The organism is Acinetobacter sp. 24-47-39, assembly GCF_056783825.1.
The window spans coordinates 282,280-303,217 of the sequence record NZ_JBWYIP010000001.1 but is presented as its reverse complement, the minus strand read 5'-3'; the positions used below and the strand labels follow the sequence as shown (position 1 = coordinate 303,217).

The following is a 20,938-nucleotide window of genomic DNA, read 5'->3' as shown; positions in this document are numbered from 1 at the left end:
ATTAAACTTTCTTACATGTAATAGAGTTTTCTTGATTCTGAAAATTTAGCTAATTTTTTTATAAATGAATCGAAATAATCTTTTTCCTTATCTTCAGTTCGAAAACCTGCATATAAAGTACGCCTTAACCCCTCTGGTGCAACGCAATCTAGGCGACGTGAAGTGACCCACCCTTTGATTTCATATTCGTTTACCACCCAATCTGGTAAAGCTGCGATTCCACGCCCACTTGCGACTAACTGAATCAGCATCTGGGTCAGATCTGTGGTTCGAATATTTTTTGGAAGAATATTTGCAGGAATGAACAACTTCGACATGATATCTAAACGATGTTTGTCTACTGGAAATGTAATCAGCGTTTCTTCAGCTAAATCTTGAACAGTAATGTTTTTTGCACGTACCAAAGGATGTGTTGTAGATAAAACAAGTCGTGATTCATATTCAAATACTGGGAAATATTCAACTCCTTTTAATGCAATTGGGTCTGCAGTAATCAACAAATCAAATTCGCCATTTTGTAGCAATTCATGAGGATTTGCTTCAAACCCTGATGCAAAATCTAAATCAACATCAGGATATTGGTTTCGATACTGATTTAATATCGGCATGAGCCAATCAAAACAACTATGGCATTCTGAAGAAAATGTAATTCTACCAGTTTGCCCATGGATAATACGCGTGATATCGCTTTGAGCAATCTGAACTTGCGGTAAAATTTCATCCGCTAACTGCAACAGTCTTAAACCAACATTAGAAAAAGTAATTGGCCTCGTCTTGCGGTTGACGACTTCAACCCCCATCCACTGATCAAGCTCACGTAACTGATGAGATACGGCTGAAGGTGTAATGCAGAGATCACTCGCTGCAGCGACTAAAGAGCCATGCTCTCTCAAAGCCAATAGCATTTTCAAATGTTTTAGTTCGATCATATGGGAAAAAACTCAAATCATGATCCCTCTAGGGACATATTAAAATCTTCGCTTTAGCCCACATTAAGTGAGCTATCTAGGCTGATAAGACATTTGGGTGAAATTAAATCAATCCTTTTACAAGGAAGATACTTCCTATGATAACCAACAAGACAGCGAAACATTTCTTTAACATTGCTGGCGATAAGGCATGTGCAGTTTTGGCACCAAATTTTGCTGTTATAAAACTCATCACACTAATGCCAACGAAAGCATAAATATGAACATACCCGATGGTATTCGGCACATTGATCTCAGCAGTCATACCAAAAACCATAAACCCTATAGCACCAGCTAGAGCTATTGGTAATCCACAAGCAGCAGATGTACCGACAGACTTTTGCATCACCACCCCATAACGATTCAGATATGGAACGGTCAGACTACCACCACCAATCCCAAAGAGTGCCGATGCAATCCCAATGACACTACCTGCTGCAACTTGCTGACTTGATGAAGGAAGAGCCATTGTTGAATTAACTGCTTTGTTCGCGCCTGTAAACATAGTATACGCCACCCAAATCAAAAATAAGCCGACCATGATTTGAAGATGTAATCCCGGTAACAAACCAGCAATTCCAGCACCTGCAAAACAGCCGATGGCCATGGGTGGAGCTAAATTTTTAAATACAGGCCATAGCACAGCACCATTTTTATGGTGTGCCATTAATGAGCTAATCGAAGTGACAACGATTGTTGCTAAAGATGTTCCTAGTGCCAGATGCATAATGACATCAGGATCATAACCCATTTGGGTAAAGACAATAAAAAGTAGTGGCACAATAATCGTACCACCGCCTACACCAAACAGCCCAGCCGCAAAACCAGCAAATGCACCGATGATTAAAAAGGTTATAAGTTCCACAATAGACTAACTTTTAAAAAGATGAAGGGATTAAGGGGTTGAGTTAAGCGTGTTCCAACTGACCCACTTGATGATAAGCACGGTTAAAGTACACCAAACTTTCTTCTTGATTACTTTGCTTTACTGCAGTCACACGGCATAAAAAAATACTATGTGTACCGACTTGTTGAATATTCTCAATCTCGCAATCAAAACTGACTAAAGCATCTTCTAAAATCGGCGACCCAGTTTTTAAATCAATCCAATCACCTAGTCTGAAGCGATCTTCTGAGCTGAGCTTGCTTGAAGCAAAAGCATTCGAAAGCTGTTCATGCTGAGTACTCAGTACGTTTACAGCCAAGACTTTATTTTCAACAAAATGTGCATGTGAACGAGAGAACTGATTCATACAGACTAATAGTGTTGGCGGAGTATCTGTGACACTACATACCGCAGATGCAGTAAAGCCATGCATCCCTGCTTCGCCTGTGGTTGTAATCACATTTACCGCAGTTGTAAGTAAAGACATTGCATTTCTAAAGTCTGTTGCTTCAATCATCTCTTTCATCTCAAATATACATATGACGTGTCGTCCATTAGACAGAACAAATGATCTTGCGACGATTTGCCCTGATTAATACAAGACTACGTTTGATTAAGCTTCTAGCTCTTTACGGACAATGGCAGCTCCAGCACTTAAAGCCTCAAGCTTGCCACGTGCCACTTGACGAGAGAGCGGCGTCATACCACAGTTCGTTGATGGATAAAGCTTATCCGCGTCCACAAATTGCAAAGCTTTACGCAAGGTATTCGCGACTTCCTCTGCGGTTTCAACTTGATTAGTTGCCACATCAATTGCACCGACCATAACTTTCTTACCACGAATCAATTCAATCAAATCCATTGGCACACGTGAGTTTTGACATTCAAGCGAAATAATATCGAGCTTAGATTGTTGTAGCTTCGGAAATGACTCTTCGTATTGGCGCCATTCATTACCCAAAGTTTGTTTCCAATCGGTATTGGCTTTAATACCGTAACCGTAGCAAATATGAACCGCAGTTTCACATTTTAAACCTTTAAGTGCACGCTCTAGGGTTGGTACCCCCCAATCATTTACTTCATCGAAAAATACGTTAAACGCCGGTTCATCGAATTGGATAATATCCACGCCTGCTGCTTCAAGCTCTAAAGCTTCTTGGTTTAAAATTTTGGCAAATTCCCAAGCCAATTTTTCACGGCTCTTGTAGTGACCATCAAATAAAGTATCAATCATGGTCATTGGACCAGGCAACGCCCATTTAATTGGCTGATTGGTTTGGCTACGCAAGAATTTCGCATCTTCAACAAATACCGCTTGTTTACGAGAAACTTCGCCCACAACAGAAGGTACACTTGCATCATAACGATTACGAATACGCATGGTTTCACGCTTTTCGAAATCCACACCTTCAAGATGCTCAATAAATGTAGTGACGAAGTGCTGACGGGTTTGTTCACCATCACTCACTATATCAATACCAGCAGTGACTTGCTCATGTAATGATAATTTCAATGCATCACGTTTTGCCTCAAGAAGCTCTTCCCCTTCGAGTTTCCATGCAGACCATAGTTTTTCAGGCTCAGCTAACCAAGATGGTTTCGGTAAACTACCCGCAGTTGAAGTTGGGAGTAATAATTTCGGTGGTGTAAGTGCCATGTCTAATCTTCTTTCTCTAAATTCGTGAATCTGTATATCAATTGGATGTTTTAAGCAGCTGTTTCGACTTCGAAATTTTCAGCCCATTCATTTAAAATGTCTTGATAAGGCTTAATGAAATTTTCTTCTGTCCATTTACCTTGTTTGACTGCTAACTCAGCACGTTCTACACGGTCATACACCACACGTGTAAGTGAATAATCGCCATAGCTTAGACTTGGTTGATACACCACACCTGCAGGAGAGTTGGTGTTGTAGATTTCAGGTCGATAGATGCGTTGGAAACTTTCCATGGTCGCAATAGCACTGATCAATTCAAAATCAGTGTAGTCTCGGACTAAATCGCCAGCAAAATAGAATGCGAGTGGTGCGTTACCACCTACAGGTTTGAAATAACGTACACGTAAGCCCATTTTGGCAAAATATTCATCGGTACGTGAATATTCATCATTTTTGTATTCCACACCCAAAATAGGATGTACGTTGGTGGTACGGTAATAGGTTTTAGAGGTTGAAACACTTAAGCAAATTACTGGTTCTTTGTTGAATTCTGCTTTAAATACTGCTGAATTCACCAGATGTTTATACAATTTGCCATGTAGATTACCAAAATCTTCAGGTTTTTCACCCACGCCACAACCCAACTGAGTCAATACTACACTGAAGTCATAATCACGTACATAAGATGAGAAGCTATTGCCAATCATACCTTCAATACGTTCACCTGTTTGGTGGTCAATCACCACACTTTTCAGTGTTTCAATAAATGGGAAAGTTTGTCCATTGCCTTCGATATCAATTTCTGCAGAAATGATGTCGATCTCAAGTGAATAGCGATCACCTTTAGGATTATCGACAGTCGCCAAGCTATTAAAACGGTTGTTGATCATCGCAAGTGTACGACGCAGATTTTCCTGACGACTTTCACCACGAGCCAAATTAGCAAAGTTTGTAGTCAAACGTGTACTTTCTGCTGGCGTATAGTTTTCATCAAAACGGATACGTTTAATTGAACACTCAAATGCTGTACTCATGGAGATTGCCACCTAAAATTTTATAAAAAACTAAATTTCTGAATGGCTGTATTTAAACGTGAATAATAAAGTGAGTAAAACGATATAAATTCAGCTTAAGATGAGAATCCCTCATGTTAAAGCATATTCGCTATTTCAAAGCGATTTAGAATAGATGAGCTAACTTATCCATGCAGTTAATGAGTAGATCACTGGTTTACGGATGCGATTCCGTTCACTCAAATGGTGCTCAAGTGAATTTATCTCAACCTAACCTTAGAAAATATCAGCTTATTAGAGGTTTAATTATCAACTCAATCTTTAAAATATAGGGTTTAAATTTAAACCTATATAACCATGTCAAACAAACTTGAACGTCAAAAACTGTCTCTCCCAGCAGGTCACGACAAACTTCTACTTCATTCCTGCTGTGCACCATGCTCGGGTGAAGTGATGGAAACCCAGATTGAATCAGGCATCAACTTTTCGATCTTTTTTTATAACCCCAATATTCATCCTGTCAAAGAATATGAAATTCGTAAAGAAGAAAATATTCGCTTTGCCGAAAAACATAACATTCCTTTTATCGACTGTGATTACGATACAGACAATTGGTTTGCACGCGCCAAAGGTATGGAAAATGAACCTGAAAAAGGCATTCGTTGTACTATGTGTTTTGACATGCGTTTTGAACGTACAGCTTTATATGCAGCTGAAAATGGCTTCAGTCTAATAAGTAGTTCGCTTGGTATTTCCCGTTGGAAAGATATGAAGCAAATCAACGACTGTGGTCATCGTTCAGCTTCACATTATGAAGGGATAACTTATTGGGATTACAACTGGCGTAAGAATGGTGGTGCTGTGCGTATGCTCGAAATCAGCAAAAAAGAGGAGTTTTACCAACAGGAATATTGTGGTTGCGTCTATTCCTTACGTGATACTAATCGTTGGCGTATGAGCCAAGGGCGTGATCGCATCAAAATAGGTGTGAAATTCTATTCAAATGCTCTGGATGATCTAGACTGATTACTTCAGTATTTAGCTATAATCTATATAAATAATTAAGCTTATGGCTAAATTTCAAAATCGTTGACCAGATTTTATAGTTCTTAACATATGAATGGTATTGTAAGTTTTTAACCACTCACGTTTAATCACGTCGAAACCTTGTAAACGCCAAAATTGCTCCGCTGCAGGTAAAAAGGGATGTGTATGCAAATACAAGGTTTCTATGCCGTGTTGCTCGGCATGTGTAAATAATAACTGACACAGTTGCGTGGCAATGCCTTGTCGACGATATTCAGGCAGTACAAAAAGTTTGACCACCTCAACAGCACCTTCAGCAATATCCAAATCAAAACGTCCGTCATAGGCACGGTAAGCAATCGTTGCAATAATTTTGGCTTGATTTTTGACCACGATAAAACAGCCTAAAGGACTGTCCACATAGTACTGCTCAAACTGGGCAATATCTTTTGGAATACAAGCAACATACAGTTCTGGAAATAAAAGCTGCCGTGAATATAAAGCAAATTGAATGACAGATTGATCGGCGGATTGCAGTGTTTCATAGGTTAAATTCATTTTACAACCAAGAATGATCAGGGATAACAATGGTCTTGTCTTGAATCATGGCTTCATGAAACTCGACATCGTAGACGCTTTTTAAAAATTTCGGATCGGTGAGACGCGCTTTTGAATCAGGATGAATCACTTCATGTTCACGCATAAAGAACAAATGATCGGCAAATAAAAATGCCAAATTCGGATCATGCATAATGGCAATCACTGTAAAATTCTGCCGTGACAATTGACGCAATTTTTTCATCAAATAAGATTGATAATAAACATCCAAATGATTGGTCGGCTCATCTAATAAAATCACTTTCGGTGCTTGCACTAAAATACGGGCAATCATCACCAATTGACGTTCCCCGCCTGATAGCTCCGTATAAGGACGCTCTTTTAAATGCTCGATATCGAGATCAACTAAAGCCTGATCGACCATGTCCCAATCTTGTTTAGATGGACGAAATCGACTAAATGCAGCCCGACCTGTAATCACCACATCTTTAACTAAAAATGGGAAAACCGTTTTATGGAACTGCGGTAAAAATCCAAGTAGCGCGGCCCTTTCTTTACCTTTTATGTTTTCTAAGGCTCGACCTGCATAAAGTACTTGCCCATCTGTGGTCTGTTCTAAACCTGCCATCAGTTTAAATAGGGTCGATTTGCCACAACCATTGCGACCTAAAATCACCGAGAACTGATGGGCTGGAAATTCAAGCTGAATATTTTTTAACACGTGTTTATGCCCATAGGCATAGTTCAACTGTTCAATATGAATCATGCCCAAGCCGTCCTTTGTGTTTTGATTAATAATAAGAAAAATGGCGCACCGAGGAGCATGGTGAAAATGCCGATTGGAATTTCAAAGCTCAGTAAAACTCGTGAAAAATTATCAATCAGCAGTAAAAAACTACCGCCTAGAATCATGTTGGCAGGAATACTGTAGCGGTGGTCAGGGCCGACCAGCATGCGCACAATATGCGGCATAAATAGTCCGTATAGACTGATAATGCCTGCGGCAGCCACTGAAGTGGAGGTGCATAGCGTCACCAATACAATCAGTATGAGTTGCTCCCACTTCGGATTCACCCCCACAGCTTGTGCTTCATCAGCTCCCAATGCCATCAGATTCAAGCGCCAACGCATGGCGTATAAGCCCATTAAAGCCACCGTAATCGGCACAACCGCATATTGGACTTTCTGCCACGATGCCTGATGTAAATTCCCCATGGTCCACTGCACGATCGCTTGTAATTTAAAAGGATCACTTAAATATTGAATAATGGTCAGTCCTGCTAAAAACAGACCTGAAACAATCATGCCGGATAAAATCACCATCACCAATGAAGTTTGGCTTTCATGCTTTTGTTGGGCAAACACATAGGTTAATGCCACTGCACATACGCCAAAAATAAATGCTGATAAATTGGGCGATAACCAACTCAAAGATAATGCTAAAGCCGCACCAAAGGCGGCACCTGAAGAAATCCCTAGCACATAGGAATCCACTAAGGGGTTGCGGAATAAAGCTTGCAAGCCATTGCCGGCTGTTGCCAAAGCCGCCCCAACCATAAAGGTTAATAAGATGCGTGGTAGGCGAATATTGAAGACAATATTGTGCATCAAGCTAAATTGTTGCGCATCAAAATACGCTGTACCAAATATCCACTGGATAAACCATAGTGCATAATCCCCTGCGCTTAATGTTTGACTGGGGCCGAGCAACAGCGACACAAAAATCAGCAGAATCGGCAATGGATAAAACCAGGTGTATTTCAATTTTGCCTTATTCATGACATCAACCCCTTGGCAATTTTCTGACCATAGAGTTTCTCTAAAATTTTGAGTTGCAAGGCTTCAACTGCTAAGCCTGAGGTGTCAGGGTAAATGTGATGATGCAGATAAATCGCAGTCACAATAATTTTGATTGTATGTGGGTTATAGATAAATGCAGGGCTGAGATTAAACACTTTCTGTTGTTGTACTGCTTTTAAACCTTGTAACTCTTTACGCTGATAAATCAGGTTTGGGTCGGTATTCCACAGCACAATATTGTCAGGATTCCACTCAATCAACGTTTCTGGATTAACATTCGGTTGATTGGTCTCTGTCTTAACGATGTTGTAAGCCCCAGCCAATTCAATAAAATCATTGGTAATCGATTTGCGTCCTGAGGTTGAATAAATTCGCCCACCTGACCATGCGTAATACACTGATTGCTTATATTTTTGTTTTGAGGTTTTGAGTGCCACTTCAGCCAGAAGCGCATCTGAAAAATCCAGAATTTCTTTAGCACGTTGCTCAGCACCGGTGAGTTGGGCAATTTCATACAGCTCTTCTTTTACCTGATTATAGGTGCCTGACTCCATCACATAGACCGCAATACCGAATTGTCGAAGCAATTGAATGGTTTGCGTTTGCCCACTGACTAAAATGACCAAATCTGGCTTTAACAGCATTAAGCTTTCAATATTGGTGGCATTTGTACCTTGTGAAGGTGTGGCGAGTTGCTTATTGGCAATACGTGAGTCCATTTTAGAATAAGCATTAAATAACAAGGGCTGTAAATACACCTCAGCAGGAATCCCCACGACCTTTGCACCCTGCCCCAACATATGTAGCCCGTCTAAACCTGACTCAAATAAGGATACAATGCGCTGTGCCGGCTGAGCTAGGCAGACTTCGGTCTCTGAGCTATCAACCACACAATGCGATGTTGGGCTTTGTATTTTTGCTGGTATCGGTTGCTCTGTTGCCGTACAAGCCAACAGTACACAGCTCAGTAAAAGGACAATAAATCTTTGCATTAGTATTGCCACTGTACCGATAACGCTGCTTTGATCGGCTCACCGGGTTGAATCCATACATGGCTATAACTGGATAGATAATATTTCTCGTTTAACAAATTATGAATATTCAATTGATAGCGTAAATTTGGATTTGCTTGGTAATAAGCCCCAAGGTTAAATACGGTATAGGCAGGTAAGCTGAAACCATTAGCCGTATTGTTTGGGCTGTCCCCACTGCGTTGCCCGACATAATTGAGGTTGAAATTTAGACCTGCCGCTTGTTGCGCATTTTGCAAAAGGTCATAGCTTGCCATGACATGTGCGCTATGTTTGGGTACGTTGCTCAGTGCTGAGCCTGCAGGCAACACATCATCTTTGCTGACTTTGGCATCCATATAGGCGTAGCCTGCTGACACCAGCATCTGGTCATTGATACGATGGTTGAAGTCAATTTCAAGTCCCTTGCTTTTCACTTCACCGATTGCAGCTTCAAAGTTTGGGTCAATCGCATCCGTCATCAGAACATTTTTTTTGCCCATATCAAACAAGACGATGCTAAGCATGCTGTGATCTTGCCAATGGTATTTCGCGCCGATTTCATAGCTTTTCGCTGTTTCAGGTGCAAACGTCTCCCCTGTGCGACCCATGCCATTATTCATGGAAAATGTTTCGCCATAATTGGTGTAAAAAGAGAGTGCTGGCGTAAGACGGTAATTGAGGCCTATACGTGGGCTAAACTTTTGTGCTGTACTCTGATCCTTGAATTGTGTGCGATGGTTGATCAAGCGCTGTTCGACACGATCTAATCGACCACCGAATAAAATATTCCATTGATCATTAAAAAAAACCTGATCTTGTACATTCACAGCCATGTACTGCTGACGTTCATCCGAATCGGTATGTAAAGGCATCTCGGAACTAAATTGCCCATAAACGGGATGGTAAATGTTGATCCAATTGGGCTGAGCAGCCGAGTGATTGAGACGCAATTGACGTTGCATAAAGTCTAAACGTCCTGTTTCTGCACCGAGTACCCATTCATGCTGCACATGACCGAGTTGCAGTTGACCAAGTAATTCACCTTGTAGCAGAATATCCTCAGTCTGATAATCACGATGACGACGCTGACGCTCTAATGTTTCAAGGTCGGCCTGTAATTTGCGTGGTTCTGTTGAATAGCCAACCATCTGCGCATCTTTATAACTGATCGCAGCATTCATCTGCCATGCGTCATTGAACTGATGCTTTAATCGAACTTGATAGAGATTGTCTTTGACGCGCATATCATCATCAGAAGGCTCACCGGTAAAGGTCTTTGGATCCATCAATAACTGGTTATTTACAGCCGTGATACCACGGTCAAATGTGCCTAAATGCTGGGTAAATTCAGTGTCTAAATCCACTTGGGTATTTTCAGATAATTTCCACGAGAATTGCGGTGCGACAAATAAACGTTGGCTACTGACATGATCACGGAACGACTGATTATCCTCAATGGCAAAGGCCATTCGATACGCCAACGCATCGCTGATTGGCGCGGTCTGCTCTAGACTTAAACGATATTCATCTTGTGTTGTTCCACGAAGATTAAGCACTGTTTCAGGCGTCCATTGTGGTTTTTTTGTGGTGACATTCAATGCCCCACCGACCTCACCACGTCCATACAGTGCGGCACTGGGACCTTTTAAAAAATCCAGTGATTCAATATTCACCATATCTCGCGGTGCAGAAATGCCACGATTGACACTTAGCCCATTACGAATGGCATTCACCCCCATATTGGGATTGCCTTGGAATCCCCGGAATGAATAATTATCCCAAAAGCCCCCACCATAATTATTTTGATGCAATACCCCACTCACGATGCTGAGGGCTTGATCCATGCGCTGAATATCTTGCTGCTGAATGACATCTTGCGACAGATGACTTTTATTGAAAGGGATATCCAATAGATCATGCTGAAACTTGCTTAAAGCTTGAGATTGCTGTGTAGATTCTGAGGCTAAAGCTGTGCTGACATAAATCGTATCTAAGGTTTTGACCTGATCTGTTGCAATCACCTGATCATTTATACCAACCAAACTCATTAAAAAAACTACACGCGATTTCAAAAAAACTATCCTCATCTATACGCACAATATTGATGCATTTACAAATAGTGATTTCAAATTGGTGCACTATTCATAAAATTAATGCACTAAAACTAAGCGCAAGTTGTTCTAGCATCGCTGGATTAGTTTTGTGTACATTCTTGTATACAAGATATGGATTAGAAGCAAAAAAAATGCCAATTTTTGAAAATTGGCATTTTTTTAATAAATTATCCTAAACAGTTGAAAATATTTTAAGGGTAATTTTCTTCACGTCCTCAATACTATGTAAGACATGATGTTCTGCTAAATGGATCGCCCCATCAGCATCACGAGCTAAAATACATCTAAGTATTGCAGCATGATCTTGATAAGCATGCTGGATATCGAATTCACGCATGGCGCCTAGACTGAGCACAATTCGGATTTTTTCACTGATTTCATGATGAATCTTGGCGATTTGACGATTTCCTGCAGCTCTAACCAAGGCACAATGAAAATCTTCACTTTGCAGCACCAATGCTTGGGTGTTCTGGTTATAGTCCTGTTCGTCTACAAGCCATAATCGCTTTAAATTCTGTAATTCTTCAGATTGCTCATGATCCATTACGCATAAACGTTTAACAGCCTCTTTTTCCAAGATCATACGTAAATCAAAGAGCTCCTGATAAAAGGTAAAATCTAAAGGCTTAATTTCCCAACCACTGCGGAAATGCACATTCACATAGCCTTCTTGTTCAAGTCGATACAGTGCTTGCCGTGTTGGGGTACGGCTAACCTCATACTTTTCAGAAAGGTCCGTTTCAGTAAAACGTTGTCCAGGTTTGAGCTTAAAGCTAAAAATATCATCCTTTATTTGTTGATAAATCACATTAGCTAAATTGCCAGTGCCTGACTTAATGGGCGTTATGCTCATCCTTAATTCTCGTTTTACATCTATGTAATAAATAAATTATAGAGTCATCATGAGAATTTAAGAATCAGTAAATATTGATATATAGGAAAATAGATTAAATTTTGGCTTTTAGATTTATAGGATAATTTAATTTAAGCCCCTATATAACGCTAATTAATAATTGCATTTCAATACTATAAATCAACCCATACAAGAAATTGAAAAGACTTAAACTTTTCCCAAAAACCAATTTTTCCAAGAACTGGTTCCACGAACTTCAATGGGTACGGTTGCAATCAGGGTATCTTTTAAAACGTCAGTATGTCGTACGGCTTTGGCTAATCGGGCTTTTACAGAGTGAATGCATTCACGATCTCCAAACTCACATCGATCTAATGTGGTGCCACCGCAAGGACCATTTGCAAGTCCTTTAGGACATGTTTCAGGGCAAATATATAAAGTATCAGCCAATCTACATTGACCGCAATTTTCACAGCCCACAACCATATGTTTAGACGTAAATTCGGTTTTTAACAAAGTTTTTGATGCTAGCTCGTTATTCCAAAAGGACGCTTTAAAAATAAACTTACCTATACCTTTAGAGATTTTGGACTCAAAAAGGGCTTTATGCATGACATGCAAATGATGATATTTAATCAGCTGACCTAATGTCGGTTGACGTGCATCATAAGTTAATTCTGGAACAAACTCATTTCCAGTCTTAATCTGCCAAAGAGATTTCCAGCGTGCTTCTAGTTCCTCTAAATCATCATGTTGATATTGCTCAATATAATTTTGAAGAATCTTCTGTTCTTCTGACTTCTCGCATGCTGAAAGATGAACACCATTGAAACCTAAAAGCTTACACATCAATATTTGTATGGCACACCGCTTATACGCATTTTCAGCCAATCCATTCTGTTTTTCCTGAGCCAACACTCTCAACATATAAGGTGTAATCACAATACCAGCGACTTTATTTTTGACTATAAAATTGGCCCGTGCCAAGCTCAGTGGCATAACGCAAGCCAGTATTTTTTGTTTGTAATGGTAATGTTTTAGAAAAGACTTTATCTCTTTTAAGGCATCCATGTCATACCCTAATTGGGTAATAATAAAATCTGCGCCGGCTTTAACTTTTTTATGTAATTTTAAATATTGAGCATAATGCTCAGCCTCAGTATATTTAAAGGGATTAAATGCAACACCTATATTAAAGCCACCATAATTCTTTGCGGACATCACTGCATTAATCGATTCTAGATATCGGGTACGTTCAAATTGATCATCCCCATAACTATGCTCTTTAAGCTTATCACCAGTGATCAAAAGTAAATTTCTAATCTGAGCTGAACTAGCCTGATGAAGAAATAACTCAAAATCCTTAATATCACGACCTTTCCCTGAAAAATGCAAAACTTTATCGATTGATTTTGGATAATCCTGACTTGCTTCAAGGGGTGCCATATCGTGATCCGATTGGACACGATCGGCAATGGCTACAAAGGCTGGAAAGCCCGCTATATTATGCGTTATCTGTTGGCTTTTGGTTGAGGTTAAATACTCTACTAAAATACAGAATTTTTGAAGTTCTAAGTGTTGAAAAAAATTAAGCATGTGTCTTGATTGACCGATTTTTTTAGACTGCAATCATTGTCTAAATCCAAATGAATAGAATTCATGCACTTATTCAAAGATTAACAGAATTTATTAAATTAGATGTAACCCATTTCCAAGTTATCTATTAAATTTAAATAGCTTGGGAAAAATCGGCTTTTGAACAAGATTGTAGAACAATCATTAAAATCGATTAAATCAGGATATTCTATCTTTGAACTCTTTATTCCCTAAAGGTCATTATAAATAATTGATGATTTAAGCTGTTACCATTTGCTTACCAAAATTTAAAAAATAAAAAACCACTTACGATTAATGCGCGTAAGTGGTCGTTTTATTTGGTGGGCCCAGACGGATAATAACTAACACCTACCCTATTGTTTTTATTATACTAATTAATTTCAAAAAATTATGGGATACAAGTTAGGATACACAGATCAATTGATCTATTTTTAAGCAATTAAACTTTTTTCACTACCAAACTCTCTTACTATATCACCAACTTCACTTATTATGACAAATAAAAAGCCTATTGGTGAAAGAAGAGCCGTCATCAATATAATTACTATTATCGATTTTAGTATGCACTTTTTATAATGGTACGCCCCAGATAAGTTTCATCTATATCCGCGACGACATCATAGTAAGCGAAATGCTGAAGAATACATCCCCTTCCCGATTATGAATTACTATAAGCAGAAGTTACATCTAATATCTTGTAGGCACCTTGTGCAATATAATACTTAAAAGAATTTCAATTTTGCGGTTCATTAAATGGAGTTCGTTGTCTACTGGTATTACAGCACTAATAAAAGATATTAAAAATATTATTTTATGTTAATCATATATTTTCGCTCTCGAAACTAAAACTATTTTTATCTGTTGCGATTATCGATTATATTTTTTCGATCCAGCATCTTGTGAAAGCGCAAAATTAATAATCTCATCTGACTGAAACTCTTTCTTGATATATTTCAGACTAACTGGATTACAACGTAATGCATATTTCAAAATTTTCTCTGAATACTCTTTTAAAAACTGGATCACAAAAGCTCGCTGCTCTATTGCTTGGAACCATAAGTCCTCATAGCACACCTCAATATATTGAATCGCATAAGGCCGAAGCTTTACAGCATACTCACATAGTTCTTTACTAGGGTTATTAATATATTGAATAGACATAGGATTATTTTCAATAGCCATCAGGCACATTGAAGCAGTTGGATTCCGAATATCTCTAATCGCCATACCATCTTTGCGTAATACCATATAAGAAAGAGCTTCTGTTTGGTGCTTAACGTATTTAATTGCTAGAGGATGTGATTGAACTGCAACTTGACAAATTTGCTCTGTTTGATGATGAACATATTTAAGTGCAAATCCATTTTGCATTACTGCTGCCAAGCATATTTCTTCATTCTGAAATAATACATGTCGTAGTGCTAGCCCTTCATTTTTCACAGCTGTTAAAATTATTTCATGGCTTGGTTCATGAATAAACTGTAAAGTATCGCCATTTTGCTGGACAGCCATTAAACATAAATCTTCAGTCTGGTTTTTAACATATTTAATAGCTCTAGAGTTTTGTTTAACTGCCTCATAACATAACTTAAAATCTTGTCTTACTACATACTGTAGATATAAGCCATGTTCACTGACTGCTTTAAAGTCAGCTTCATAACTTAGATCATACATTCGAGTACATTGAATCATTTCGAAACTTTCTCTTTATGTACAGTAGAATGATGAAATGTATAAATGATTTCATCATCCATTTGTTTATTTACTTTTATAATTTCTGATTTTTCAACATATTCAACGCTACATCGACAATCATGTCTTCCTGTCCACCGACCATACGGCGTTTACCTAGTTCGACTAAAATATCAAATGCAGATAATCCATATTTTGCTGCAGCCGTTTCAGTATGACGCAAGAAACTTGAATAAACACCTGCATAACCGAGTGCCAAGGTTTCACGGTCTACGCGCACAGGGCGCTCCTGTAATGGACGCACAATATCTTCGGCAGCATCAATCAGTTTTTTCACATCACAGTCATGGTTCAAACCCATTCGCTGAACAGCTGCAATAAATACTTCAAGTGGTGCATTGCCTGCTCCAGCCCCCATACCTGTTAAACTAGCATCAATACGGTTACATCCATGTTCCAATGCTACAATACTATTCGCCACGCCCAAACTAAGATTATGATGTGCATGCATACCTGTTTCTGTTTCAGGATCCAGCAAATCTTTCATAGCTTTAAAACGATCAGCGATATCGTACATATTCATGGCACCACCAGAATCCACTACATAAATACACTGGGCACCATAACTTTCCATAAGTTTACCTTGCTGAGCCAAACCTTCAGGTGTATTCATGTGGCTCATCATTAGGAATCCAACGGTATCCATGCCTAATGATCGAGCATATTCAATATGCTGTTTAGATACATCAGCTTCGGTACAGTGGGTCGCAACTCGAACAACGCGTGCACCAGCATCATAGGCTGCTTTCAAATCATGGACAGTGCCAATGCCAGGCAATAGTAAAGTCGCCACTTTGGCATTTTTGACTTCACTAGCAACAGCTTCTATCCACTCTAAATCTGTATGTGCGCCAAAACCATAGTTAAAACTTGAACCTTGCAAGCCATCGCCATGTGCCACCTCAATGCTATCTACCCCAGCTTCATCTAGGGCGCGAGCAATTCGACGGACATGATCCAAGGAATATTGATGGCGGATCGCATGCATGCCATCCCGCAGGGTCACATCAGAAACATAAATCTTACGTTGTGGATCTAACATTTTACGCTCCTGCTACTACGTTATTATGGGTTAAGTGCATTTCGGCAAAACGCTCAGCAGCAGCTAAAGCTGCACTGGTCATGATGTCGAGATTACCGGCATAAGCTGGCAGGTAATGTGCTGCACCTTCAACTTCAAGGAAAATAGAGACTTTCAAGCCGGCTAATTTTCCTAAGCCTGGAATATTTAGCGGTCGCTCTGCATTAAATTCTTCAAACTGTACATCCTGTTTTAATCGGTAACCCGGAACATAAGCATTTACGGCATCTACCATATTTTTTACTGAAGTACGGATAGCATCCTGATCAGCACCCGCTTCTGCCAAGCAATACACGGTGTCACGCATGATTAAAGGAGGTTCAGCTGGATTCATTATGATAATTGCTTTGCCTTTTTGCGCACCACCGACTTGTTCAATGGCTTTAGATGTGGTTTCAGTAAATTCATCGATATTGGCACGTGTACCCGGACCTGCAGACTTGCTAGCAATTGAAGCAATAATCTCAGCATAATGAACTTTCACTACTTTTGAGACTGCACGTACCATTGGAATTGTTGCTTGACCTCCACAAGTTACCATGTTGATATTGGCTGCATCCAGATGCTCATCCAGATTCACGACCGGCACCACATAAGGTCCTATTGCCGCAGGCGTTAAGTCAATCACTTGAATGCCATATTTTTGCAATACTGCATTGTGATGTGCATGTGCCCCAGCAGAGGTAGCATCAAAGACAATTTTAATATCTTTAAATGATGGTAGTTTGAGCAAGCCTTCAACACTTTCAGCAGTGGTTTCAAAACCAAAACGTGCAGCACGCGCCAAACCATCAGACTGAGGATCTGCACCGACCATTGCAGCCATTTCCAGGTATTTTGCATTGCGCATAATTTTAATCATCAAGTCGGTACCAATATTGCCCGAACCAATGATGGCGCATTTAATTTTTGCCATAATATTTGTCCCTATTTGTTATGCGCTAAAACGTACAGAGACTGAGCCAAAGCCTTCAATCTCTACCTTAAATTCTTCACCTGCTTTTACTGCCACCATTGGACCTAATGCACCAGTCAGAACAATGTCACCAACTTTTAAAGGCCGTCCACGCCGTACCATTTCATCTGCTAGCCAGACCGCAGCATTGAGTGGATTATCCAGACAGGCCTTGCCTTGTCCCTCTGATACCACTTCATCTGAACGAGTCATTTGCATACGACAATTCACTAAATCAACATCAGCCAACTGTACTTTTTGAGTTCCAAGAACAAAGGCTGCACTTGAAGCATTGTCTGCTACTGTATCCAATAAGGAAATTTTCCAGTTTTCAATACGGCTATCTACGACTTCAATCGCAGCCACGGCATACTCTGTAGCAGCAATAATGTCAGCCACACTATGTTTGCTATGGTTTAAACTGCTTTTCAGCACCAATGCAATTTCCGCCTCAACTTTAGGCTGAATCAGCTTGTGAAACGGGATGGTTTGACCATCCTCAAATGCCATATCTTCAAAAAGCATGCCGAAATCAGGTGAATCCACGCCTAGCTGTTTTTGGACTGCATATGAGGTGAGGCCAATTTTTTTTCCGACTAGACGACGACCTTGATTCAGCGCGCGCTTAGTATTAATGTCTTGTATCGCATAAGCCTGATCAACTGTAGCAGCTTCAGGCAAAAGTTCTCGGATTGGTGCAATCGCTTGCTGACTTTGTTCGGCTTTATATAATGCATCCGCAATCGATATTTCTGTGGCTTCCATTCTCGGCTCCTTCTCTTGTTTCAAGCTATTTTTAGGCGAAGCTCCGCCTAAGCTTGAATGCTCATAGTTTTATAATTGAGTGAAAATGGTTCAGCCCATGTTGCACTCTTCCTTAAAATGGGCTGACATCAAAATGAATTAGTCTGTGATACTGACGTTTTTACCGCTTTTTAGCTCTGACATACGTTGGTCAAGTTCTCCATCGACATAATAGAGTTCTGTAAAACAGCCGATTTGATCACGAGTATCAAAATATGCCCAGCGGCAATTACCAAATGGTCCTTCGAAAAATCCAGCCATAGCTTTAACAATACCTAAATTTAAATAGTGCTGTTCCGCTTGGGCATATTCAGCCGCATCTTTTTGACGGAACCCTATGTGATGCGGGCCTTTACCTTTATCATCCAGCCAGTCTTTATATACGCTCTTGCCACCATCATGGCGAGCTAGTTCGATTAAGGTTTCACCAGCAAAGCCATACGCACAGCTAAATTGAAAGTCTCCTCGTTGACCATAATACTCTTTCTCTTTTTGGGTCTGAGAAAGACCTTCAGCGACATTCCACACTTCAACGCCATTAGTCTTACTGAAGAAATTCATTGCCTGCTGCAAATCTTCCACCACAAAACATATTTGGTCGAAGCGCTTACTCAGCATATTCTGTACAACTGACATGACCAGATTCCTTATGCTGACTCTAAGATACGAAAACTAATGGCTTGTGCAGGACAAGAGCCTGCTAGTTCTATCACTTCATCTTCACGATCAATATCAACTAAATGCAGCTTTAAATTAGCCACCTGACTGCCTTCTGGGATTTCAAATATATCTTCCGACATGAGGCACATGCCATAACCCTGACATTGGTGTGCGTCTAAAATAATTTCAATTTTTTTGTTGCTCATGAGATTCATCCTTTAATTTCAATATTCTGTCCTTTCAGACTATTCATGTTTTTTTATAAGAACACGCCCAAATTTGGAGTACGTAAAACCGCTTCTGTTAAGATAGCCTTGCGTTTTAATAAACGAACACCCTGCTCTGTAATTTTTAGCGTGTCTACACGGCGGTAAGGAATGATGTCGCCCTGTTCATCATGACCACGTTGGCGGTACATAATCGTAGCACTGTGAACATTTACAACATCGGCTTGTTCAGTAGGTTCAATCATCACACTACCAATTACACGTAAAGTACGTGATGGTGGTACTTCTGCCCACGCCTGCCCCGATGCCATACGATCTATACGTGTTTTAATATGTGCTTTTCGATCTAACACACGGTAGGCTTCGCCAGGAAACTCATCTTTAAAATGATAAGAGCTGATACGCAGTGGTACTTCGTAGACAATCTCATCATCCAAAAGCGCAAACCATTCGTCAAAACGGCGTTCATCTAACAGCAGCGCTTCCTGTGCCAAAAATTTGTGTACAGTATTGTGAGTTGAATAATCCATTATGCCACTCCTTTTTGCTGTTCATTTTCATCAACCAGACAAGTTACTTTGGCTTGTTTGCCTTCACGCATTTCTTTCAGCCAGCGGCGCCAGAACCCAATTTGACAGTATTCACCGTAAATGGATGGATGAAATTCGCCTGGGCCTGTCCAGCTTGGATCTTTACCTGTCTGTTTTTGACTGTAGTGCAAATTGACTTTTTCCTTGCGCAACCACGGACTTTGTGCCCCCTTAGCAATTCCTTCCCAGACCGCAGTATCATCTGCTTCAAAAATACCGCCCGAACCAAAGGCATATTGTCCTGCGGCATAAGCTTTTTCTGCATAGTGTTCTGGTACAAAGCTGAACTCAAACTCGTAGTTCCAAAGTTCCATCACCCCAGGTGCAACTGGTTGCCACATACGAATGTTGGTAAATGGAATAGGCATTTCACCCGGCGCTGACGGATGTGGCAAACGCATATAACTGAAGTTCGGAAAAATCGTACCAATGGTCGGTGGAATTTCTTTAATCATTTTAATTTGGGTTTCATCTAGATTAGATAAATCAAACTGTGCCTGTAGCTCTGGTGGATACCCCCAATTTGGTAATGGAATGCCGACCATATCGGACAAGTTATGACCAATAAAACTGTTACCGTTACCAAAATCATAACCTGACGCATGAGTGCTGACTTGATTGACGCTTGGAATAAAACCTGAACTCGCCGCAGACATATGTGCCGTACTCACATGGTAGGCATCGCCACAGAAGTTTTCTGCACCGCTTTTCCAGTCGGCTTTGACCTGGAAGCGCTCTGGTTCTTTAAGTAATTTCACGCCATCTGGGTGAATACCAAAAATCGCATCCAGGGCCCATACCGTGTCACCTAGATACTCACGTAGATCAGGTACATCTTCATTTAAAGAGGCAAAGATAAAACCATATAAGCTTTCAACTTTAGCGGCGCGAAGTAATCCCCATTCCTTCGCATCAAGCTTGCCGCCATAAGCGTCTTTCATGTGCGGTGCGCCCATCCAGTCGCCGTTGTTTTTATACACCCAACCATGGTACGGGCATTTAAAACTGGTCGCATTACCACGGTCGTTATGACATACCTCTGTCCCGCGGTGACGGCAATGATTCAGCAAAACGTTGATTTTATTTTCGCTGTCACGCGTCACAATCACTTTATCCAAACCCAGACGGCGCAATACATAGTCGCCTGAATTCGGAATTTCAGTTTCATGCGCAATAAAAATCCAGTTGCGGGTATAAATACGTTCCATTTCTGCACGGAATACCGCATCGTCATTAAACACATCAATCGGTAACAAACCGTTATTTAAACTTTCCTCTACACGATCACATAAATGATCCACATAGTCTTCATCACTTCCTGCAGTCACTTGAATATACTTAAACATGCGACATCTCCCTGATTG

Annotated in this window: 21 protein-coding genes; 1 reads left to right on the top strand and 20 read right to left on the bottom strand. The window is 40.2% G+C overall.

The window, feature by feature from the left end:
* Positions 1-11 precede the first annotated feature (11 nt).
* The 5 genes from AC1M9C_RS01470 to AC1M9C_RS01450 all read right to left on the bottom strand — a co-directional run bounded on the left by AC1M9C_RS01470 (position 12) and on the right by AC1M9C_RS01450 (position 4,545).
* Entirely contained in the window at positions 12-929 is a 918-nt protein-coding gene (locus AC1M9C_RS01470) for a LysR family transcriptional regulator (RefSeq protein WP_035269661.1), read from the bottom strand.
* Positions 930-1,032: 103 nt separating this feature from the next.
* The gene (locus AC1M9C_RS01465) at positions 1,033-1,833 is read right to left on the bottom strand and encodes a sulfite exporter TauE/SafE family protein (protein WP_035269659.1); all 801 of its coding nucleotides are present in this window, start codon (positions 1,831-1,833) and stop codon (positions 1,033-1,035) included.
* Positions 1,834-1,876: 43 nt separating this feature from the next.
* Positions 1,877-2,371: a flavin reductase gene (locus AC1M9C_RS01460; protein WP_035269657.1), complete on the bottom strand. Its 495-nt coding sequence runs from the start codon at positions 2,369-2,371 to the stop codon at positions 1,877-1,879.
* A 96-nt stretch (positions 2,372-2,467) separates the two neighbouring features.
* A complete protein-coding gene (locus AC1M9C_RS01455) occupies positions 2,468-3,511 on the bottom strand; it encodes a methionine synthase (protein WP_035269655.1) in 1,044 nt (347 codons plus the stop codon).
* 50 nt (positions 3,512-3,561) lie between these two features.
* Positions 3,562-4,545, bottom strand: coding sequence for a putative oxygenase MesX (locus AC1M9C_RS01450; protein ID WP_481953077.1), 984 nt, complete (start codon positions 4,543-4,545; stop codon positions 3,562-3,564).
* A gap of 336 nt (positions 4,546-4,881) precedes the next feature.
* On the opposite strand from AC1M9C_RS01450, the gene AC1M9C_RS01445 reads away from it, so the two are divergent.
* A complete protein-coding gene (locus AC1M9C_RS01445; protein WP_481953076.1) occupies positions 4,882-5,550 on the top strand; it encodes an epoxyqueuosine reductase QueH in 669 nt (222 codons plus the stop codon).
* A 54-nt stretch (positions 5,551-5,604) separates the two neighbouring features.
* Here AC1M9C_RS01445 and AC1M9C_RS01440 read toward each other — a convergent pair whose 3' ends face one another.
* The 15 genes from AC1M9C_RS01440 to AC1M9C_RS01370 all read right to left on the bottom strand — a co-directional run bounded on the left by AC1M9C_RS01440 (position 5,605) and on the right by AC1M9C_RS01370 (position 20,920).
* Positions 5,605-6,108 carry a GNAT family N-acetyltransferase gene (locus AC1M9C_RS01440; protein WP_481953075.1) on the bottom strand — a complete coding sequence of 168 codons (504 nt, stop codon included), beginning with the start codon at positions 6,106-6,108 and terminating at the stop codon, positions 5,605-5,607.
* Position 6,109: 1 nt separating this feature from the next.
* Entirely contained in the window at positions 6,110-6,874 is a 765-nt protein-coding gene (locus tag AC1M9C_RS01435) for an ABC transporter ATP-binding protein (RefSeq protein WP_481953074.1), read from the bottom strand.
* Complete coding sequence (locus AC1M9C_RS01430; protein ID WP_481953073.1) at positions 6,871-7,887, bottom strand: FecCD family ABC transporter permease; 1,017 nt, start codon at positions 7,885-7,887, stop codon at positions 6,871-6,873. The genes AC1M9C_RS01435 and AC1M9C_RS01430 overlap by 4 nt, the downstream gene beginning before the upstream one ends.
* Positions 7,884-8,900, bottom strand: a complete 1,017-nt coding sequence (locus tag AC1M9C_RS01425; RefSeq protein WP_481953072.1) for an ABC transporter substrate-binding protein — start codon at positions 8,898-8,900, stop codon at positions 7,884-7,886. Before AC1M9C_RS01425 ends, AC1M9C_RS01430 begins: the two co-directional genes overlap by 4 nt.
* Positions 8,900-10,993: a TonB-dependent siderophore receptor gene (locus AC1M9C_RS01420; protein ID WP_481953071.1), complete on the bottom strand. Its 2,094-nt coding sequence runs from the start codon at positions 10,991-10,993 to the stop codon at positions 8,900-8,902. The genes AC1M9C_RS01425 and AC1M9C_RS01420 overlap by 1 nt, the downstream gene beginning before the upstream one ends.
* A gap of 214 nt (positions 10,994-11,207) precedes the next feature.
* A complete protein-coding gene (locus AC1M9C_RS01415) occupies positions 11,208-11,888 on the bottom strand; it encodes a GntR family transcriptional regulator (protein WP_035267952.1) in 681 nt (226 codons plus the stop codon).
* A 207-nt stretch (positions 11,889-12,095) separates the two neighbouring features.
* Positions 12,096-13,484: a methylenetetrahydrofolate reductase C-terminal domain-containing protein gene (locus AC1M9C_RS01410; RefSeq protein ID WP_481587077.1), complete on the bottom strand. Its 1,389-nt coding sequence runs from the start codon at positions 13,482-13,484 to the stop codon at positions 12,096-12,098.
* 888 nt (positions 13,485-14,372) lie between these two features.
* Positions 14,373-15,197, bottom strand: coding sequence for a DUF4116 domain-containing protein (locus AC1M9C_RS01405; RefSeq protein ID WP_481953070.1), 825 nt, complete (start codon positions 15,195-15,197; stop codon positions 14,373-14,375).
* A gap of 76 nt (positions 15,198-15,273) precedes the next feature.
* Positions 15,274-16,299, bottom strand: a complete 1,026-nt coding sequence (gene dmpG / locus AC1M9C_RS01400; RefSeq protein WP_481607476.1) for a 4-hydroxy-2-oxovalerate aldolase — start codon at positions 16,297-16,299, stop codon at positions 15,274-15,276.
* Position 16,300: 1 nt separating this feature from the next.
* On the bottom strand, positions 16,301-17,254 hold the full coding sequence (locus AC1M9C_RS01395) for an acetaldehyde dehydrogenase (acetylating) (protein WP_481953069.1): 954 nt from the start codon (positions 17,252-17,254) through the stop codon (positions 16,301-16,303).
* A gap of 18 nt (positions 17,255-17,272) precedes the next feature.
* Positions 17,273-18,058, bottom strand: coding sequence for a 2-keto-4-pentenoate hydratase (locus AC1M9C_RS01390; protein WP_481953068.1), 786 nt, complete (start codon positions 18,056-18,058; stop codon positions 17,273-17,275).
* A gap of 138 nt (positions 18,059-18,196) precedes the next feature.
* On the bottom strand, positions 18,197-18,733 hold the full coding sequence (locus AC1M9C_RS01385) for a VOC family protein (protein ID WP_481953067.1): 537 nt from the start codon (positions 18,731-18,733) through the stop codon (positions 18,197-18,199).
* A gap of 11 nt (positions 18,734-18,744) precedes the next feature.
* Positions 18,745-18,963, bottom strand: a complete 219-nt coding sequence (locus AC1M9C_RS01380; RefSeq protein ID WP_481953066.1) for a ferredoxin — start codon at positions 18,961-18,963, stop codon at positions 18,745-18,747.
* A 53-nt stretch (positions 18,964-19,016) separates the two neighbouring features.
* Positions 19,017-19,514, bottom strand: coding sequence for an aromatic-ring-hydroxylating dioxygenase subunit beta (locus AC1M9C_RS01375; protein ID WP_481953065.1), 498 nt, complete (start codon positions 19,512-19,514; stop codon positions 19,017-19,019).
* The gene (locus AC1M9C_RS01370) at positions 19,514-20,920 is read right to left on the bottom strand and encodes an aromatic ring-hydroxylating oxygenase subunit alpha (RefSeq protein ID WP_481953064.1); all 1,407 of its coding nucleotides are present in this window, start codon (positions 20,918-20,920) and stop codon (positions 19,514-19,516) included. The genes AC1M9C_RS01375 and AC1M9C_RS01370 overlap by 1 nt, the downstream gene beginning before the upstream one ends.
* Positions 20,921-20,938 lie beyond the last annotated feature (18 nt).